The organism is Umezawaea tangerina, from assembly GCF_003002815.1.
In the GTDB taxonomy this organism is placed as follows: Bacteria; Actinomycetota; Actinomycetes; order Mycobacteriales; family Pseudonocardiaceae; genus Umezawaea; species Umezawaea tangerina.
The window spans coordinates 346,809-364,385 of record NZ_PVTF01000008.1; the positions used below are offsets into that span (position 1 = coordinate 346,809).

General features: G+C 67.9%; 17 protein-coding genes. 12 read left to right on the plus strand and 5 right to left on the minus strand.

The genetic code is table 11. The annotated features are described in order from the left end of the window. Positions 1–16 precede the first annotated feature (16 nt). A complete protein-coding gene (locus CLV43_RS27045; protein ID WP_106190239.1) occupies positions 17–1,585 on the plus strand; it encodes an FAD-dependent monooxygenase in 1,569 nt (522 codons plus the stop codon). Here the strand turns inward: CLV43_RS27045 and CLV43_RS47215 are convergent. From CLV43_RS47215 to CLV43_RS27055, 3 genes are read right to left on the minus strand one after another with little or no spacing between them, the layout of a single operon-like run. Then, the gene (locus CLV43_RS47215) at positions 1,516–1,842 is read right to left on the minus strand and encodes a hypothetical protein (RefSeq protein WP_146174915.1); all 327 of its coding nucleotides are present in this window, start codon (positions 1,840–1,842) and stop codon (positions 1,516–1,518) included. The two genes, CLV43_RS27045 and CLV43_RS47215, sit on opposite strands and share 70 nt — an antisense overlap. Further along, positions 1,835–2,359 carry a SigE family RNA polymerase sigma factor gene (locus CLV43_RS27050; RefSeq protein WP_106190240.1) on the minus strand — a complete coding sequence of 175 codons (525 nt, stop codon included), beginning with the start codon at positions 2,357–2,359 and terminating at the stop codon, positions 1,835–1,837. The genes CLV43_RS47215 and CLV43_RS27050 overlap by 8 nt, the downstream gene beginning before the upstream one ends. Positions 2,360–2,384: 25 nt before the next feature. Further along, positions 2,385–2,696, minus strand: a complete 312-nt coding sequence (locus CLV43_RS27055; protein WP_106190242.1) for a hypothetical protein — start codon at positions 2,694–2,696, stop codon at positions 2,385–2,387. A gap of 164 nt (positions 2,697–2,860) precedes the next feature. Here CLV43_RS27055 and CLV43_RS27060 point away from each other — a divergent pair, with 164 nt between their 5' ends. From CLV43_RS27060 to CLV43_RS27070, 3 genes are all read left to right on the plus strand, one after another. Next, positions 2,861–3,271 carry a GntR family transcriptional regulator gene (locus tag CLV43_RS27060; RefSeq protein ID WP_106190243.1) on the plus strand — a complete coding sequence of 137 codons (411 nt, stop codon included), beginning with the start codon at positions 2,861–2,863 and terminating at the stop codon, positions 3,269–3,271. 81 nt (positions 3,272–3,352) lie between these two features. Next, positions 3,353–4,456, plus strand: a complete 1,104-nt coding sequence (locus CLV43_RS27065; protein ID WP_211304572.1) for a DUF1648 domain-containing protein — start codon at positions 3,353–3,355, stop codon at positions 4,454–4,456. Positions 4,457–4,506: 50 nt separating this feature from the next. Then, positions 4,507–5,769 (plus strand): serine hydrolase domain-containing protein, encoded by a 1,263-nt coding sequence (locus CLV43_RS27070; RefSeq protein WP_106190246.1) that lies wholly within the window; start codon positions 4,507–4,509, stop codon positions 5,767–5,769. 98 nt (positions 5,770–5,867) lie between these two features. Here the strand turns inward: CLV43_RS27070 and CLV43_RS27075 are convergent, their stop codons facing one another. Together CLV43_RS27075 and CLV43_RS27080 are read right to left on the minus strand one after the other, a co-directional pair. After that, positions 5,868–6,059 carry a hypothetical protein gene (locus CLV43_RS27075; protein ID WP_106190248.1) on the minus strand — a complete coding sequence of 64 codons (192 nt, stop codon included), beginning with the start codon at positions 6,057–6,059 and terminating at the stop codon, positions 5,868–5,870. Positions 6,060–6,072: 13 nt separating this feature from the next. After that, the gene (locus CLV43_RS27080) at positions 6,073–6,525 is read right to left on the minus strand and encodes a cytidine/deoxycytidylate deaminase family protein (protein ID WP_106190249.1); all 453 of its coding nucleotides are present in this window, start codon (positions 6,523–6,525) and stop codon (positions 6,073–6,075) included. A 703-nt stretch (positions 6,526–7,228) separates the two neighbouring features. Here CLV43_RS27080 and CLV43_RS27085 point away from each other — a divergent pair. The 8 genes from CLV43_RS27085 to CLV43_RS48590 all read left to right on the plus strand — a co-directional run bounded on the left by CLV43_RS27085 (position 7,229) and on the right by CLV43_RS48590 (position 17,458). Continuing rightward, positions 7,229–8,227, plus strand: a complete 999-nt coding sequence (locus CLV43_RS27085; RefSeq protein ID WP_245887033.1) for a ParB/RepB/Spo0J family partition protein — start codon at positions 7,229–7,231, stop codon at positions 8,225–8,227. A 101-nt stretch (positions 8,228–8,328) separates the two neighbouring features. Then, positions 8,329–9,099 carry a flavin reductase family protein gene (locus tag CLV43_RS27090; protein ID WP_170156025.1) on the plus strand — a complete coding sequence of 257 codons (771 nt, stop codon included), beginning with the start codon at positions 8,329–8,331 and terminating at the stop codon, positions 9,097–9,099. A 248-nt stretch (positions 9,100–9,347) separates the two neighbouring features. Continuing rightward, positions 9,348–11,180 carry a PQQ-binding-like beta-propeller repeat protein gene (locus tag CLV43_RS27095; RefSeq protein WP_106190254.1) on the plus strand — a complete coding sequence of 611 codons (1,833 nt, stop codon included), beginning with the start codon at positions 9,348–9,350 and terminating at the stop codon, positions 11,178–11,180. Positions 11,181–11,195: 15 nt separating this feature from the next. Then, a complete protein-coding gene (locus tag CLV43_RS27100) occupies positions 11,196–12,428 on the plus strand; it encodes an MFS transporter (protein WP_106190256.1) in 1,233 nt (410 codons plus the stop codon). Further along, the gene (gene ribA / locus CLV43_RS27105) at positions 12,429–13,031 is read left to right on the plus strand and encodes a GTP cyclohydrolase II RibA (RefSeq protein WP_106190257.1); all 603 of its coding nucleotides are present in this window, start codon (positions 12,429–12,431) and stop codon (positions 13,029–13,031) included. A gap of 25 nt (positions 13,032–13,056) precedes the next feature. Next, the gene (locus tag CLV43_RS27110) at positions 13,057–14,745 is read left to right on the plus strand and encodes a WD40 repeat domain-containing protein (RefSeq protein ID WP_106190259.1); all 1,689 of its coding nucleotides are present in this window, start codon (positions 13,057–13,059) and stop codon (positions 14,743–14,745) included. After that, entirely contained in the window at positions 14,742–15,734 is a 993-nt protein-coding gene (locus CLV43_RS27115) for a formylglycine-generating enzyme family protein (protein ID WP_106190261.1), read from the plus strand. Before CLV43_RS27110 ends, CLV43_RS27115 begins: the two co-directional genes overlap by 4 nt. 734 nt (positions 15,735–16,468) lie before the next feature. Then, on the plus strand, positions 16,469–17,458 hold the full coding sequence (locus tag CLV43_RS48590) for a helix-turn-helix domain-containing protein (RefSeq protein WP_211304573.1): 990 nt from the start codon (positions 16,469–16,471) through the stop codon (positions 17,456–17,458). Positions 17,459–17,577: the final 119 nt, after the last annotated feature.

Here is a 17,577-nt window from a genome sequence, read left to right on the forward strand (position 1 = left end):
TGGACAGGATCGGGGCATGACTCCTCAGAGCACTCCGGTGCTGATCGTCGGCGGCAGCGTCGTGGGCGCGTCCGCCGCGTTGTTCCTCGCCTCCCGCGGCATCACCCCCGTCCTCGTGGAGAAGCACCGGTCGGTGTCGACGAGGTTGCGGGCCAAGCTGTTCACCCCGCGGACGATGGAGGCCTACCGGGCCGTCGGAGCCAGCCAGGACATCTACGCCCGGCAACGCACCCTTCCACCGGCCGATCACGCGGCTGTGGTCGACTCGCTGGCAGGGGCGGAGGTGCGGCGGTGGCGGCTGCCCGCCGCCGAGTACTTCGGGGACGTCTCGCCGTGCCCGAGCGCGTTGGTCAAGCAGGCCGACCTGGAAGTGATCGTCCGCGCGCACGCCCGCGCCGCCGGTGCCGACCTGCGCTTCGGCCACCGGTTCCTCGGGCTGGTCCAGCACGGCGACCACGTCGTGGCCCACGTGCTCGACGAGGACGGTGAACCGTACGAGGTGCGGGCCCGCTACCTGCTCGCCGCCGACGGGAACGGCAGCAGCATCAGGGAAGCGCTCGGGATCGGCCGCACAGGCGAGGAAAATGTCGCGCACGTACGGGAGATCGGCTTCGAGGCGGACCTGCGACCCGTCCTCGACAACCGCAGGCTCGCGATGGCGTGGGCAGGTGAGGCGTTCATCTCGTGGAACACCGCACAGGACGGCGGCGCCGTGTCCGTTCCCCGCGATCCGGGAACGGCCCCGACCGCCGAGGAGGACCGGGACGCGGTCACCCGCGCGCTCGGCCTGTCCCCGGCCGACGTCGTGATCACCGGCGGCACCCCGTGGCGGATGAGCGGCTGGGTGGCCGACTCCTACCGCGCGGGACAGGTCTTCCTCCTCGGGGACGCCGCGCACGTCACCCCGCCGACCGGCGGGTTCGGCGCCAACCTCGGCATCCAGGACGCCTGGAACCTCGCCGCGAAACTGGTCTCCGTCCTGCGCGGCCACGCCGACCCGCGACTGCTGGACGACTACAAGACCGAACGACGCGCGATCGCCGGACCGACCGTGGACCAGGCACTGCTCCGCGTCCGCGACCACGCGGCGGACCGGCCGCCGTTGAGCGAGGCGGCCGTGGCCGTTGGCTACCGCTACCCCGGAGGTGACGACCTGCCGGTGTTCGCCGAGCCGGACCACTGGCGCGGCGAACCCGGCACCCGCCTGCCTCACCTGTGGCTCGACGACATCTCCACCCTCGACCTCGTGCGCGACGGCCGTCACCTGCTGCTCACCGGCCCGGACAACAGCATGTGGGTGCGGGCTGCTCGCGAGCTCGATCCCGTGGGCGCCTTCCTCGACGTGGCGGTGCTCCCGCACGGACTCGACCGCTGCGGCATCGCCGAAGACGGCGCACTGCTGCTCCGGCCCGACCTGGTGGTCGCCTGGCGTGCGGTCCACGCGGCACCGCACGACCTCGCCGACGCGGTGGCCGTGGCTCTGGGACGTGCCGCACGCCCCGATGTGCCTGCGTGTCAACGGGTCGGCTGCGGTCCATCCACAGAGGACGCCTCGATGGGGGAGACGGGCGAGGCCGGGAGCTGAGTGGGAGACGGCGACGTGGTGGTCGAGGTGGACGGGGTCGTGGTGGCTGGGTCGTCCGGCGCGGGCGGCAGCGTCATCGACAGCGCCACCGCGGCGACGACGGCGGTCACCACGGCGGCCGCGGTGACCGCCGCCGTCACGTTCCTGCGGCGCCGCAGTGCCCGACGCCCTTCGTGCAGCACCGAGTCGACCGGAGGACACGCCGGCTCGTCCGCCGCGGCGTGGTGGAACGCTCGGCGGAGGTCGTCCTCATCCATGCCGTCCACCTCGCGTGTACTCGGTGAAACTGGTGCCCACCCTCACCTTCAGCGCCGCGAGAGCCTTGGTGGTCTGGCTCTTGACGGTACCGGTGGAACAGCCCAGCACCCGCGCGGTGTCGTCCACGCCGAGGTCGAGCCAGAAGCGCGCCACCAGCACCGCGCGCTGCCTGGGGCTCAACGCGCCCATCGCCGACCACAGCACCATCCGGTTCTCCCCGGTGCCCTGCGGCGGCGCGGGCGGCTCCGGCGGTTCGGAGGTGGTGCGCTCGCGCCGCCACCACGAGGCGCGGCGCTGGGCAAGGTACCTGCGCAGCACCAGGGTGCGCAGGTAGTTGCCCAGGCGCTCGCGTTCGTCCACCCGGTCCCACGCCACGTAGAGCGCGAGGAACGCCGACTGCGCCAGGTCCTCGGCTCGATGCCGGTCACCGCACAGCAGGTACGCGGTAGTCGTCAACGACGCCACGTGCTCGCCGTAGCAGCGGCTGAACTCGGCGTCGTCCAGGGTGGACCTCATCGGCAATGGTCCTCGTGGTCCCCGGTCAGACCTCCGGCACCGGCTGTGCCGACGGGTCCGCCGTCTGCGCGGGCAGCTGCACCGGCTCGGCCGGGAGCTGCACCGGCTCGGCCGGGAGCTGCACCGGCTCGGCCGGGAGCTGCACCGGCTCGGCCGGCTCCTGCTCGGGCTGCGCGGGCTCCTGGATGGGCTGGGCAGGCTCCTGCACCGGCTGTGCGGGGAGCTGCGTCGAGGAGGCGGGCGGGGTGGGCCGCGCCTCGTCGCTGGCGAAGGCGATCGTGGTGCCGCCGAGCGCCATCAGACCGAGGGTCATGGCGATGACGAGTCGTACGTTCACAGAACACTCCTGGCCTTCGGTGCACCCCGTTGTTCGCGGTGCCTCACCCCTCCCCAGTCCTCGCCCTCCAGTCCGGTTGCCGCGACTTCGGCGATCGGACGACGCCGGCACATTTCTGCCTGACCCTCTGTTGTAGTAGCTATAGATCAGATAGAGTCCCTCTTGTGCATCTGATACTGGACCTCGACAGCGAGACGCCGATCTACCAGCAGATCCGTGACCGCGTGGTCGAGGCCATCGCCGACGGGGAGCTGGCACCCGGTGCCGACCTCCCCTCGACCAGGCAGTTGGGCGTCGATCTGGCGATCAACTTCCACACCGTGAGCAAGGCCTACGACCTGTTGCGCCGCGAGGGGATCATCCGGATCAACCGGAAGAGCGGCGCGGTCGTCCGGCCGGACGTCAAGCAGCCGTCCGGTGACGCGGGAGCCGACACCGACTGGAAACGGCGCGCCCGGACGCTGCTCGCCGAGGCCGACGTCCGCGGGCTGCCGAAGGCGGACGTCCTGGAGTTCATCCGCACGACCCTGCACGGCTTCCCCGGCGGTGAAGGCGGTGATCCGGGTGACCGGTGACCCGAGCGCCGCAAGGTCCGTGCGGACCCGTCCCCGTCCTGTCACACAGCGATCTCCCATCAACCGGAACAGGTGAACGTCGTGCTGGTCATCGCAGCCCTCAACCTCGGCATCATCGCGATGGTGGGTGCCCTCCTCCACCTCGTCCCGCATCCGCGCCTCGGCTCGCCGTCCGCCGCGTTCGGGGTCCGGACACCTCCGGACCGGGCGGACGATCCGGTGATCCTCGAGCAGCGCCGCCGGTACGGCAGTGTCCTCCTCATCGTCATCCCGGTGATCTCGCTGCTCACCGCCCTCGCCGGGGCGTTGCTCGACAGCGTGGCGCCCGCGAGCGTGGGTGTCGCCGTCCTCTGCCTCGTCGCCGCCGCGCTGTGGGCACGCGCTCACCGCGCGATCAGCCAGGCCAAGGACACCGGCAGGTGGTACGGACACCTGCGCCAAGGCGCGGTCGCCGACACCTCGTTGCGCACCGACCCCGTCCGCTTTCCCTGGCTGTGGACGATCCCCTCGGCTCTGGTCGTCGCGGTCACCGCGTTGGTCGGCGTCGTCGTGTACCCGAACCTGCCCGACACGCTCCAACTGCCTCGGCGTGGGGTCGGGGAAACCGCTTACCTCGACTACCCCACGACCGTCTGGACCGCCTTCGGTCTGGTCTTCGGCCAGGTGCTGCTCACCGCGCTCATGGTCGGCGTGGTCGTCTCGGCGCTGCGTGCACGGCCCGACCTGGACGCCGCACAGCCTCGCGGAAGTGCCGTGCGGTACCGCAAGTACCTCGCGGGCACGGCTCGCGCCCTCCTCGCAATGGCCACCCTGCTGAACCTCATGCTGTCGGGCCTCTCCGCCGTGGTCTGGAGCGGGAACCACTCCGGCTGGCTGCTGGCGGCGATCGTCGGGATTCCCCTGGCGGCATCCCTCGCGGTGGCCGCGCACCTGGTCCTGCGGGTCGGTGGTGGGGGAAAGGCGTCCGAGGCGGAGGCACCAACCGGCCTCGTGCGCCGAGATGACGACCGTCATTCGGCGGCGGCCGGACTGCTCTACATCAACGCCGACGACCCGGCGGTGCTGGTGCCCAGCCGGGTGGGCCGCGGCTGGACCGTCAACCTCGGCAACCCGCGCGTCCTCGCCGGAGCGGCGGCGACGCTCGCCGCGGCAGGCGGTGCGGCAGCACTGTTCGTCCTGATGTGAACAGGACCGACAACGTCCCGACAACACCCATCCACAGAGGAGAACGAACCATGATTCCCCGCACTGACCCGACCTCGGCCAGGATCAGGACACGGGTCGCGCTCGCCACCGCGGCGACTGTAGCCGTGGCAACAGGTCTGGCCCTCGGACCCCAGATCTCCGACGCCGCGCCCCGCCCGCCGTCCACCACTCCCCGCGCCATCGCCCAGCACGACGCCGACGCCTTGCTGAAGTTCGGTTCTCCAGGGGTGCTGGTCGGCGTGGACAGCGCGGACGGCGACTTCAAGGTCCGTAGCGGGGTGGGGAACCGCACCACCAGGACGCCCGTGCCCTGGGAGGCGAAGTTCCGGATCGGCAGCTTCACGAAGACCTTCGTGGCGGCGACGCTGCTCCAGCTCGTCGGCGAGGGGAAGCTCTCGCTCGACGACACCGTGGACCACTGGCTGCCCGGCCTGGTCACGGGCAACGGCAACGACGGCACCAGGATCACCGTGCGGCAGCTCCTGCAGCACACGAGCGGGCTGCCCGACTACACCCACTTCATCCCGTGGCTCGGCGACAAGGCGAAGTTCCTGGACGAGCGCACCACGACCATGACGCCCCAGGAGGCCATGGCCTTGGCCATGGGGTCCGCACCGCTGTTCCCGCCGGGGACGTCGTGGAGCTACTCGAACACCAACTACCTGCTCGCCGGCATGATCATCGGCAAGGTCACCGGCACCAGCTGGCGCAGCGAGGTGACCACCCGCATCATCAAGCCGCTCAAGCTCACCAACACCTCCGTCCCCGGAACGTCAACCACACTGCCCACCCCGCACGCCATCGGCTACCAACGCTTCCCAGGGGAGGGCGCGACGCCCGAGGACCCCAAGTTCGGCGATGAGATCGACGCGACCACGATGAACCCGTCCTGGGCGAACGCGGCCGGGGAGATGATCAGCACCGTCGACGACACCAACCGGTTCCTGCGCGCCCTGATGGGCGGCAAGATCCTCAAACCCGCCCAACTCGCGGAAATGCGCACCACCGTCGACACCAACGACGTCTTCCGGACCATCCTGCCGGGCGTGCGCTACGGGCTGGGCATCATGTACGTCCCGAACGCCTGCGGCGGTTCCTGGACGCACGGCGGCGACATCCACGGCTTCAAAACCCGCAACGGCGTAACCCCTGACGGCTCCCGCAGCGTCGTCGTCTCCATCAACACCGACTCCCCGAAACCCGACCAGGGCACCGAACTACCCGCGACCGACCTCGCCTACGACCTCGTCAACCACGCACTCTGCGGCCCTGACACGGGGCTGACCCGCTAGAGCCGATTCCCTGATCCGGCCAACATCATCGAAACCCCACATCCGATGCTCCTCACGGAGCGCACGACCAATGCCACCGGCCCGTCCTTTGATCTCGGTCAGTGGTCGAGGCGGCTCCAGAAGCTCCTCGTCAACTCCACCACCGCGTCCGGGGCCTGGTTCATCCAGTAGTGCGACTTGCCCGGTGGCACCGGTTCGGCGGAGGTCCACTCTGCTGTCGCGCGGTTCAAGCGCAGATGTCGCGCCGAATGCAGGTGGACCGAGTACCGCACCTTGCCGATGACGACCACCTCGCCCCGGGGTTCACCCCGGGGCGAGGTGGTCGTTCACCTGTCGGGCTTCGTCAGCGCACTCCGGCAACTCGTCAACCGCGATCCCGGCCGCGGTCAGCAGCTCGTAGCCCCGTCCTTCGACGAACAGCGGAGGTTCCCGCCATGCGATCACCACGCGCGTGATCCCCGAACGGAGTACCAGGGCGGTGCACGACAGCAGTCGTGACGCGCGAGCGGAACAGGGTTCGAGGGTGGAGTACAAGGTCGAACCGACCGCGTTGTCGGGTCGGTCGACGAGCTTGGTCAACGCGGCCTCCTCAGCGTGTTCGAGAGGATCGAACTCGCGGGAGTAGCCCGAGGCGACCTCCTCGTCGGTCGCAGAGACGATGATCGCTCCCACGGAGAACGCTGTGGCGGAGGGTGGGCAGCGGCGCGACAGGTCGATTGCTGCCTTCATCCACCGCACGTCATGCGGATCAGTCATGATGTTGTCTCCGACTTGGGCAGGTGGTGCGTCACCACCACGTCCTCGACCTGCTCCACGTCCGCCGGGTCCATTCGGCATTTGGCCTCGCCTGGTTTCCGGAAGGCGACACGCGCGTTCTTTGCATTTCGACCTCATCCGGGAGCAGGCCCCTGACCTCAGTCAGGTCGAGCACCTCGGACAACCAGTCGCCCGCCATAATCGCACTATCGGGCACGACCCGTCGGGGCCGCAACCCATCCGCTCAAGCCTTGAACGGCGTTGTCGATACTCCCGGTACGGCAGCCGACGAGCCTCGGTCAGGTAGTTCTTGCAGCTGCCGGCCCGTTCCGGCACCGGGTTCACGCTGTCGTCGCTTCTCGTTCATCCCGCGGAATGGGCTGTTCACGCGAGATCCGATGTGGCGCGGATGTCCTAATCGATGACGCTGTAGTCCAATTCGACGATGGTCCAATACAGCTAGTCTGTCGAGTCGGGCAGCCCCGATTGCCCTGCCGGAGGTTTGCAAAGGACAGGTAAAGTGTAAGCCAAGAACCTGGACGTACACACCGCCATCTCCACGCACTTTCGCTGCGGAAATCGTGCTGCCTGCCGCGAGACGGGGTGATCGACACATGGTGAGCTGCATCCCCGAAAAGGTACGACCATCGGCATGCGGTGGCTGGATGTGGTGGTCGATTTCGTATGGAGATGGAGCTGTGCGGTGAAGGATGACGTTGCGATCCCGCAGTCGGCGAGTTCCGCGTCAAGCGATGTCGAGTCGCAGCCACTTCGGCGGGTGCCGATCGCGGAGCTCACGGGCGCGTTCTCGCCGCGCCTGGGCGGTGAAAGCGCGAAACACGTAAGCCTGCTGGCGGAACTGGATAAACAGCTGCCCCCGATCGTGGTGCACCGGCCGACGATGCGTGTCGTGGATGGCATGCACCGCGTTCGAGCCGCGGCAAGGCGTGGCGAGGAAACCATCGACGCGGTGTTCTTCGACGGGAGCGAGGATGACGCGTTCGTCATCGCCGTCGAGCTCAACCACGCGCACGGCCTTCCGTTGTCCACTGCCGACCGGCGTGCCGCGGCGGATCGCATCGTCGTGGCTCACCCTGAATGGTCGGACCGGCGCATCGCCGCGGTCGCGGGACTGGCGGCGAGCACGGTGGGATCGATTCGCGCCCGTTCGACCGACCGGATCGAACAGTCGGACACGCGCATCGGCAGCGACGGCCGGGCGCGTCCTCGCGACAGTGCTGAGGGGCGACGGCGTGCGGCCGAGCTGATCCTGGCTGATCCGGAGGCCTCGTTGCGAGAGGTCGCCCGAAGAGTGGGCATCTCACCGGCGACGGTGAGCGACGTGCGTGCCCGTCTCGCCAAAGGGGAGCGGCCGGAGCGGCCTCGTCGACGAACCAGGAGCGGGTTCAAAGGTCGACAGCGAGACGACGACGAGCCACTGGTGGTCGACAGTTCGCCTTTTGTCCGAATTGTCGGCGCGCTTGCTCGCGACCCTTCGCTGCGCGGCACCGAGGCTGGTCGAACGCTGTTGCGCCTATTGAACTGGGGCACGACCAACCGGCAGCACTGGGATCGGTTGGCTCAAGGTGTACCGGCGCACCAGCGGACCATCGTGGCTCGCCTTGCGAGGGAGAGCGCGGAGTTGTGGCAAAGGTTCGCCGACCAGCTGGATGGACACGGGGAAAACCGACCTCCGGTGTGATCCGCTTGACACTCGGTAACGACGAGTCTATGAAAGTAGTAGTCGGGAAAAAGGAACGGTATCGCTGCCAGGTCAGGGTCAACAGAGGAGTAATTGTATCCATGTTCCCGTTGCAGCCCTGGAAGAAGGCCACCAGTACGGTTGGTTTGGTCGTCACTCGCGGATCGGGGTGCACCAATGTCATGGCCGCCGAATGGACCTATTTTGTCGCACGTGAGCCGCCGCACATCGCAGTGGTCATCAACGAGAAGAACTGGACCGCCGAACTGGTCGGACTAGGTGATTCCTTCACCGTTACGCTGGCTTCGAGCGGGCAAGCCGATCTCGTCGATTTCGTCGGTGGATTTTCCGGGCGGGACGTGGACAAGTCCACGACGTCGGGCCTGCGTTTCGAGCCCGGCTCCTCCGTGGAGGTTCCCTGGGTCGCCGGGGGAGTGGCGGCCTTCGAATGCGTGGCCGTCGCCGAGCTGGACCTGCCGCAGTACCGTCAGGTCGTCGGCGAGGTGGTGGACTGGCACGAGACCGTTCCTGAGCCTGCGCCGCTGGTCAAGCATGACGGGATGTACCACCTCGGCATCCCGGTCGAGCGTGTGGCCGTGGTCGCGGCCGCCGGGCTCCTGTCGGGGGGCCGGACCGTCCGGGTGTGCGCGACCGGCCCGGTGGACGACGACCTGCCGTTCGGGATCCGGCTCGACGCCCTCGACGGCACCACCGTCGAACTGGGCGGGTATCCGTGCGACGAGTACGGCGATCTGCTCGCCGAAATAGAGGTCCCGGAAGGCATCGCTGTTTCCGGACTGACCATCCAGGTGTCTCGGCCTGGGCTGAGGAGTGCTGTGGTCAGGCTCGCTCGCCCACACGTCGAGAGCTGATTCCCGGCCCATCTTTCCAGCGGGTCGGTGCTCCAGTCGGAGAGGAGGTGTTTCGTATGCGCAAGCCCGTGCGCCGCTTCACCCGTCGAGCGCGGTAATTAAACCGAAAGGGCGTCGCGGGGAGCCGCTACTTCTTCCCGCGACGCCCCTCGGTCTCGTTTCTCTTCCTGAGTCGGAAGTGGTGGGCAAAAATGGAAAGCAAGGCCAGGATCGTCCGTGTCATCGAATATCCCGGAAATGGCTTCTTCGTGGCCGACGTCGCCGGCCACATCCACCGGCTCGACCACGACCTGACGTTACGGCAGTCCTCGATCGACTCACCGGGCAGGCAACCGTTCTACGCACTGGTCACCGACGGCACGTCGGTCGTCGGCAAAGACCGGCTCGGCAACATCGCGCGCTGGGACGCGGACAGCCTCGACATGCTGGACTACCTGCACAGCGCCGCGTTGCGCGACAGCTCGTTGCCCGAGGAAGAGGAACCCTCGCTCACGCTCGCGCGTGGGATCGCCATCTGGGGGGACAAGGTCTACACCAGCACCGGCTACCTCCAACTCGCCGTCCTCGACCTGGTCGGCCTCCGGGTGCGGGAGCTGCGCGAGTCCCCCACCGGTGACGCGCCCATAGAGTGGATCTGCACCGAGGCCGATGGGCTGCACGCCTTGTCGGACAAGCTCGGGCGACTGTTCCTCGGGGACCTGGACACACTCGAGTTCCCCACGGTGGTCCAGATCGACGCCGAGAGCAATCTCCACCGCGTGCGCTACGACCGGGCGTTCGACCGGTTCTGGGTCACCCAGGACAGCGGCATCGGGGACTCGCGAAAGGTCGCGAACGGGGTCGTCACCATCACGAGGTCCGGTGAGCTCGACCAGAACAACCTCTTCGCCTCCGACGACGTGGAGTGCATGGAGCTGTCTCGTGACGGCACGTCCGTCTACGTCGGTGGTTTCGACGGCGTCGTGCACCAGTTCGACAACCGGACACCCGAGCTGAAGATCGCGCGGACCTACGGCCCCTTCTCCCACCAGATCAGCGACCTGGTGGTCGGTGAGGACGGGGCCGTCACCGTCCTCACCCAGGACGGCGAACTGCGCACGTTCACCGAGTCGGGCGAGATTCGCGACCGGCACCCGTTCCGCAGGCAGGCGGTCTGGGACATGCAGCCCACCGTTGAGGACGAGCGCGTCCTGCTGCTGGCCACCGATCACGGCGTGACGCGCGCGAAGTTCACCGCCTCCGACGTCTCGGGCCCCGCACTCGTCGTGCAGGAGAGCGAAGAGCTCGACCGCGGTTTTGTGCGCCGAGTCGTCCCCGTGCCGGGAGGATGGGTCGCCGCCACCCGACAGCAGTTCATCCTCCGCTCGGGCCCGGACGGGATCGCCTGGGAGAAGCGGTTCGACGGACTGATCCACACGATCTCGGTCGCCCCGGACTTCCGGACCGTTCTCGCGGCGACGAACAACGGCGGTTTCGAACTGGACCTGGAGACCGGCGACGTCCTGCGGAGCCTGTCGATCTCCGACAACCCCTTGTGGGCCAGCTGCTACCTGCCGAACGGCGACGCCGTCCTGGGCACGCACAGCGGAAAGGTGTGCGTGTTCGACGCCGGAAGTCGGATCACCGCCGAAGTCGAGCTCATCGACTACCCGAAGCGGATGTGGCTGCACGACGGCGAACTCATGGTCAGCGGCGCCGGTGGTGTGCAGCAGCTCGACCTCGCCACGAACAGCGTGCGCGCGATCTGGGGCGAGGCGTTGTCGAACACCTGCGAGAACGCGGCGGTCGTCGACGACGCGAGGATGTACATCGTCACCTACGACCAGCAGTTGGGCGCGTACGACTACGCCTCGGGCGAGCTGATCGGCATCTTGGAAGACCTACCGGACATCCCCAAGGCGATCACGGTTCTCACCGACGAGAACGGATCGCACCTCGTGGTCGGGGGCCGATCGGGTTTCCTGCGCACCTACCGATTGGCCAAGGACGGCACCGTCCTCGCCGGCCGCGACATCTACCTGCCGCGGCACGCCGATCCAGGTTCGACGCGCATCCCGGTCAGCACGGTCCGGGACCACTGAGCGCCGCGTCGCGTGATGACGACGCCGGACCACTCTTCCGAGCCCTCGCCGTGGAAAGACCCGCGGTTCCGGATCTTCGCGCTCGGCAACGCGCTCAACAACGTCGGTGAAGGAGCCTACGACCTCGCCATGCCGTTGTTGGCCTACCAGCTGACCGGCTCGCTGGGCCTGATGGGCGTGTTGGCGGCGTTCACCCCGGCGACCCTTTTGCTGGGCCCGGTTTTCGGGGCGGCCGCCGACCGCTGGGGGCCGCGTTGCCTGGTGCTGCCGGGGCTGGCACTGCAACTGTTCGCGGCGGCGATGGTCAACCTGGTCGCGTTGCGGGGCGACCAGCCGTCGATCCCACTGCTCGCGGTCCTCGCAGCGCTGGTGCAGCTGGGGGGGAGCGCTTATCGGGTGGGGTGGATGACCGGGGTCCCGCAGATGTTCCCCGGCTGCCCGGTCCGTGCCCGCGGAACTCTCTCGAGCCTGTACGTGGGCACCACCATCGCCGGTCCCGCACTGGTGGCCGTGCTGGTCGGGTCGATCGGGTACACCGGGCTGATCTGGGTCAACACCGCGACTTTCCTGGCCCCCGTGGTGGTGTGGATGCTGGGCGTGCACCCGAAGGGAAGGCCGGGGAGCAGCAGGTCCGAAGGGTTCCGGGCGACCGTGCTGAACGGCTGGTCCGCGATTCGCGACCGGCCGGTCTTGTTGGCGGCGACACTCGCGCTGATCCCGCTGCAGTTCGTGACGTCGGCCGTGGTGCCGACGCTGGCGACCTTCCACCTGCGGAACGAGGCGCACGTCTCGGCCGACGCGGTCAGCACGGTGTTCGTCGTGGTCAACCTGGGCGGCCTCGCCGGTGCCCTGTTCGTCTCCGAACGGCGCCGATTCGATCCCGGCCGCCTGCTGACCGTGTCCGCCGCGGGCCTCGCCGCGGGCTCCTTCGGTGCCGGGAGCGAGGTGACGGTGGTCAGCGTCGCGGCACTCGTGGTGTTCCAGTTCTGCAACGGGAGCTGCGGTTCGGCGGTTTCGATGCTGATCGTCCAATCGTTGCCGCAGGAGACGCTGGGCCGGGCCTCAGGTCTGGTGCGGCTGATCAGCGGGGTGCCGTTCGTGCTCGGACCGCTGCTGGTGGTCCCGCTGCAGCAGAGCTTCGGCAGCACCGCGACTTTCGCGGTCCTCGGCACCTTGTGCTGCGTAGGACTGGCGGCGCTGCGCGGGTCCGCGCTCCGTGTGCGGCAGCAGCGAGAATCAGGAGGTTGAATGGCTGCGATCAGGTCCCATGTGAAAGTCCGGATGCAACGCGCCGGCGGACGGGTCGCCGAGCTCGTCACCTTCACCGGCATCTACGACGGGTTGGAGCACTTCGCGTGCGTCTTCGGCGAACCGCGACCCGAGGCGCTGGTGCGCCTGCACAGCGAGTGCCTGACCGGCGACGTGTTCGCCTCGACGCGCTGCGACTGCGGCGCGCAGCTGGACGAGGCCCTGCGCCGCCTGGCCGCCGAGGACGGTGTGCTGCTGTACATGCGACAGGAGGGGCGTGGCATCGGTCTGTACAACAAGATCGACGCCTATTCCTTGCAAGACCACGACATCGACACCTTCCGCGCCAACGAACTGCTCGGCCGCGGTCGCGACGAACGCGACTACGGTGCCGCCGCGGAGATGCTGCGGGCTCTCGGCGTCGAACGGGTTCGCCTGCTGACCAACAACCCGGACAAGTGTCGACAGCTGGAGGAGAACGGGATCAGCATCGTGGCGCAGGAACGCACTGGCGTGTACCTCACTCCCGACAACCGCGCTTACCTGGCAGACAAGGCCGCCCAGTCAGGGCACCTGCTGCCGGGAATGGAGTCCCTGTCCTGACCGTGCACGAAGGGATGTGCGAGAAGTGATCGAACACCACGGCCCGATCAGCGGGATCGCGGCCTACGCCGACCGCTACGTCGCCACCGCGGGCTACGACAACCAGGTCGTCCTCTGGGACCAGGCCACCGGGCGGGCACTGTCCAGGTCGATGCACGACCACCTGGTCAACCAGTGCGCGTTCAGCCCGGATGGCCGATACCTGGTCACGTCGTCCAGCGACTACACCGCCCGCCTCTGGTCGGTACCCGAACTCGACCTGCTGACCGTGTTCAGGGGCGCCGAGGACGACGTCGAGATGGCGGTGTTCCACCCGACCCGTGAGTGGGTGGCCACCGCCTCGCGCGACTTCGTCGCACGCGTGCACGACTTCTCCGGAAAGCTGCTCCGCGAGTTCAAGGGGCACAGGGCCGACGTGGTCTCCGTCGAATGGGTCGACGACGGCGACGAACTGATCTCCTCCAGCGACGGCGGTGAGATCAAGCGCTGGTCCATGGCGACGGGCGCACTGGTCGAAGACGTCGGGCTCGACGGGGTGGAGCAGACCGACGCCACCGCGGTCTCGCGCAACGTCCTCTACGCGGGGAACGACAGAGGCGAGATCGTCGTGATCTCCGAGCAGGGGACGGCGCAGGTTCCGGCACACGAGGCCGGTGTCAAGCGGCTGCTGCTGAAAGCCGATCGAGACCTGCTCGTCAGCCTCAGCTACGACTCGACCATGCGGTTGTGGGACATCTCGGAGACGATACCCAAGAACATCGCCGAGACGACCTTCCCCGTTGACGTGTGGCCTCGTTCCAGCGCGTTCGCCGGGGAGTCGAAGCTCGTGTTCGGCACGTTCGGCAGCAAGTACCGGACCTACGACTACGAACGCCAGGAGTGGCTGGCCGAAGAGGTCCCGCCGACCCATGGCATCAACGGGTTGTGCGTCTGGGACGACCACGTGATCACAGTGGGCGACTCGGGGGTGGTGTACCGCGACGGGGTGCCCATCTCCGAAACGGGCAGCCTGTGCAACTTCGTCCTCCCCACAGGCCCGACCATCCTCACCGGCGGGCAACTGGGGACGGTGGTGGACGCGACCGACGGTCGAGTGCTGCATCGGCACCACTCGCCGTTGAACTGCGGCACCACGTTCACCAAGGACGGCAGCGAGCACGTCGCCATCGGGTCGTACGCCGGTGAGGCGCTCGTGTTCCGCTGGGAGGGAAGCACCCTCGTCCACGTCGAGGACCTCAAGCTGCACACCAGTGCGATCAAAGGGCTTGTCACGTCGGGGGACGTCCTGTTCTCCACGAGCTCCGACCAGTCGATCGCCTGGCACCGCATCACCGACTTCAGCGAGCTGCACCGGATCGAGGAAGCCCACGAGCGGGTCGCCAACGGCTGCGTCGCGTTCGACGCCGGTCACTTCGCCACCGTGGGCCGGGACCTGACGCTGCGCACCTGGACACCGGAATACGAGTGCACGACGATCCGGCTGCCCATCCGTCGTTCCATCCGCTGCGTGGCCGCGTCGGCGGACGGGGACGTCGTCGCGATCGGCAGCTACGACGGCCACATCGCCCGTTACGATCCCCGTACCCGCGGCCTGCTCGCCATCGACCGCCCGACGGCGGCCGGTATTTCCGCGATGACGTTCTCCTCCGCGAGGGACGCTTTCCTGGCCAGCTCGTACGACGGCCAGGTCTACGAGATTCCGAGGACGGTATGACGATCGAGGACCAAGCGGTGCTGGTGGACCCGCACGACGCCGACGACCGGGTGGCGATGGGCCTGCCGCATCGGCTGGTCACCCGCGTGCCCGCGGACAGCGCCGGTCACCTGGCAGAACTGGTGCCGCTGCCCGCGGACGAACTCGTCGGGATCGTGGAGTCGGAGTCGGTGGAGACATCCCGCCGGTACTTCGCCGGCCAGCTCCTGGCCTTGCTCGGTGACCCGAGGATCCGGCCCGACGACCCGGCGATGGTGGACATCCCCGGCGGTGCCACAGCGATCGGACTCCCCGAGGAGGAAGTCGACGCCGTCCTGCGGCGCTGGGGGCCGTACGGCGTGCAACGCGACTGGATCGTCAAGGAGTGCCCGCGGCACGAGGTGGAGGTCGCACCATTCCGGATGATGCGCTTCCCCGTCACGAACCTCGAATACCACCGCTTCCTGTCGGACACCGGGCATTGGCCGGTACCGACGTCGTGGCAGTTCGGCGCCTACCCCCACGAGCGCGCCAACCATCCTGTGTGGACGGTGAGCGAGACCGGGGCCGAGGCGTTCGCCGACTGGTCGTCCCGGCGGTTGGGGCGGGCTCTGCGGTTGCCCACCGAGGCGGAGTGGGAGTACGCCGCGTGCGGCGGTGATGACCGGGCCTACCCGTGGGGTGCGGAGTTCCGGCCCGATGCCGCCAACACCGTCGAGGCCGGGCCGTTGACCACGACACCGGTGGGGATGTACCCGATGGGGCGAAGCCCGTTCGGACTGGATGACCTGGCGGGCAACGTCGAGGAGATCGTCGCCGACAGCTATGCGCCCTACCCCGGTGGTGTGGCCGTGGCCGACGACCTCACTTCCGGCGACCCGCAGTACAGGGTCGCACGGGGCGGGAGCTTCACGAGGTTCGGCGACCTCGCCCGGTGCCGGCGCCGACACGGCTGGTACCGGGACCGGTACATGTACGCGGTCGGATTCCGGCTCGTCGAGGACATCTGAACCAGCACACTGGCGCGCCACCGGACCCCGTCGGTCCGGTGGCCGGTCCTTTTCGGCGACCGCATGACGGATGTGGTCGCCAACGGTAGTTCTGCGATGAAAGCCCGGCGAACCCGGCCGACGCGACCCGAGGACGCCGTCGCCTCGGAATTGAGGTCGGCGGCCTCTGGTCGGGGACCGGCTCGACCAGGACCGAGTTCCGGTCGGAGAGCGTCCCACGACCACCTGTCGTGCTGGAAGTGCCGCACCCGGCGCAGGTCCGGCCCTCCGACGGCCTTGTGTGCCGCCATCGACGACGCCGCTGGTCAACGCCACCCGCGACCGCTACAGCGGTGCCACCGGTGCAATCACGTCCTCGGTGCTGCCGGTCCGCATTGGTGACCGCTCACCAGGAATCCCTTTGACGATGCCGTGTTATGCAAGAACCGCGACATCGGACGGCAGAAGCCTCGCAACCCCTTGCTGAAATGGGCTATTGCGCCCTCTGCAATATTTCGCCTTCGACTGGTCGATTCTATTGTAGTGTGCGCTCGGCATGTCGGTCGGGTCTGCGCGCAACCGAAATGCCGCTAATATGACATATACGTGCCACATCGCGAGTTCGGCTTTCGTGCGGGCTTGGGTGCGAATAGCATTGCGGTTCCTGACCGGTAGTCGAGGGTGAGGAGCTTGGTGTGGGGCACCGTGCGGTACCAGTGCTTCGAATCATCGAAGTCGGGATGGGCTGACCGGCGATGAACGATGTCGCTGTGCAGGTCGATGCTTCGCTCGGTGTCGGTTCTTCACCCCATTTTTCTTTCGGGACCACAATTAGCGGACTGGATGATTTTCGACGCGAATGGGGTGCGCAGTTCGGCAAAAGATTTCAACTTCCGGCCTTCACGCGCGATTCGATGAACGACTTCCAAGTCAGGAGCAGGGGCTTCAGGATTCACGACGTCGCGAGCGTCAACCTGCACGGCGTATCGGCCGTTCGGACCGCAGGTGTCCCTGGCTGCGACGAGGACCTGGTGCGGCTGTACGTGGTGCGGCGCGGGACGTGGACATTGGGTGGGCTCCGCGATCTCGACGAGCACGACGTTTCGGCGGGCCAGTTCTTCTTTCGTCATTTCGGGCAGGCGCCGAGCTTCGAGACGACGCCGCGCACCACGGCGTCGATTCTCTACCTGCCCACTCCGGCGCTGGCACCTCTACTGCGAGGGCGCAGCGCCTCCGGGCCGGCGGACTCGGCCGAGCTGCGTCTGCTGCTCGCCCACACGAACATGCTCCAGGAGAACATGTCCGGTCTCAGTCCGGTCGGTGTGCGTACCGCCTACAACGTCCTGGTGGAATTGGCCGGAGCGGTGTTGCTCGGTCGGTTCGATGACGTGGAACCACTATTGGCTCCTGCGCTGGCTCAGGCCGCGAAGGGCATCGTGGACCGTCGTCTGGCTGATCCCGAATTGTCCACGACGATGCTCGCACGTGAACTCCACGTCTCCCCCCGAACCCTTCAGCGGGCTTTCGCCGTGGCGGGGGAGTCGGTGACCGCCTACATCCGCCACCAGCGACTGGAACGAGCTCGGAATGTGCTCAACACTCCGTTCACGCGGTTGAGCGTCTCCCAGCTCGCTGCTCATTGGCACTTCACCGACAGCAGTCACTTCATCCGTGCCTTCAAGAAGCAGTACGGCCAAACACCTGCCGAGTACGCCCGCTCGCGAAGGTCCGGAACAGCATCCTGACCGATCCGACAAGCCGCGCGTCCTTCGTTGCAGCCGGGCGCACCTGGGGCTCGATCGGGTGGGCGAGGTGGTCCGTTGCGTGGACGGGTCGGTGCGTGCTCCAGTGCGGTGGCGCAAGG

What these genes read in the sequence shown, in the direction of transcription:
- CLV43_RS27045 (WP_106190239.1), top strand. Translation starts at nt 17, where the DNA reads ATGACTCCTCAGAGCACTCCGGTGCTGATCGTCGGCGGCAGCGTCGTG.
- CLV43_RS47215 (WP_146174915.1), bottom strand. Translation starts at nt 1,842, where the DNA reads ATGGATGAGGACGACCTCCGCCGAGCGTTCCACCACGCCGCGGCGGAC.
- CLV43_RS27050 (WP_106190240.1), bottom strand. Translation starts at nt 2,359, where the DNA reads ATGAGGTCCACCCTGGACGACGCCGAGTTCAGCCGCTGCTACGGCGAG.
- CLV43_RS27070 (WP_106190246.1), top strand. Translation starts at nt 4,507, where the DNA reads ATGATTCCCCGCACTGACCCGACCTCGGCCAGGATCAGGACACGGGTC.
- CLV43_RS27080 (WP_106190249.1), bottom strand. Translation starts at nt 6,525, where the DNA reads ATGACTGATCCGCATGACGTGCGGTGGATGAAGGCAGCAATCGACCTG.
- CLV43_RS27090 (WP_170156025.1), top strand. Translation starts at nt 8,329, where the DNA reads ATGTTCCCGTTGCAGCCCTGGAAGAAGGCCACCAGTACGGTTGGTTTG.
- CLV43_RS27100 (WP_106190256.1), top strand. Translation starts at nt 11,196, where the DNA reads ATGACGACGCCGGACCACTCTTCCGAGCCCTCGCCGTGGAAAGACCCG.
- ribA (WP_106190257.1), top strand. Translation starts at nt 12,429, where the DNA reads ATGGCTGCGATCAGGTCCCATGTGAAAGTCCGGATGCAACGCGCCGGC.
- CLV43_RS27115 (WP_106190261.1), top strand. Translation starts at nt 14,742, where the DNA reads ATGACGATCGAGGACCAAGCGGTGCTGGTGGACCCGCACGACGCCGAC.
- CLV43_RS48590 (WP_211304573.1), top strand. Translation starts at nt 16,469, where the DNA reads ATGAACGATGTCGCTGTGCAGGTCGATGCTTCGCTCGGTGTCGGTTCT.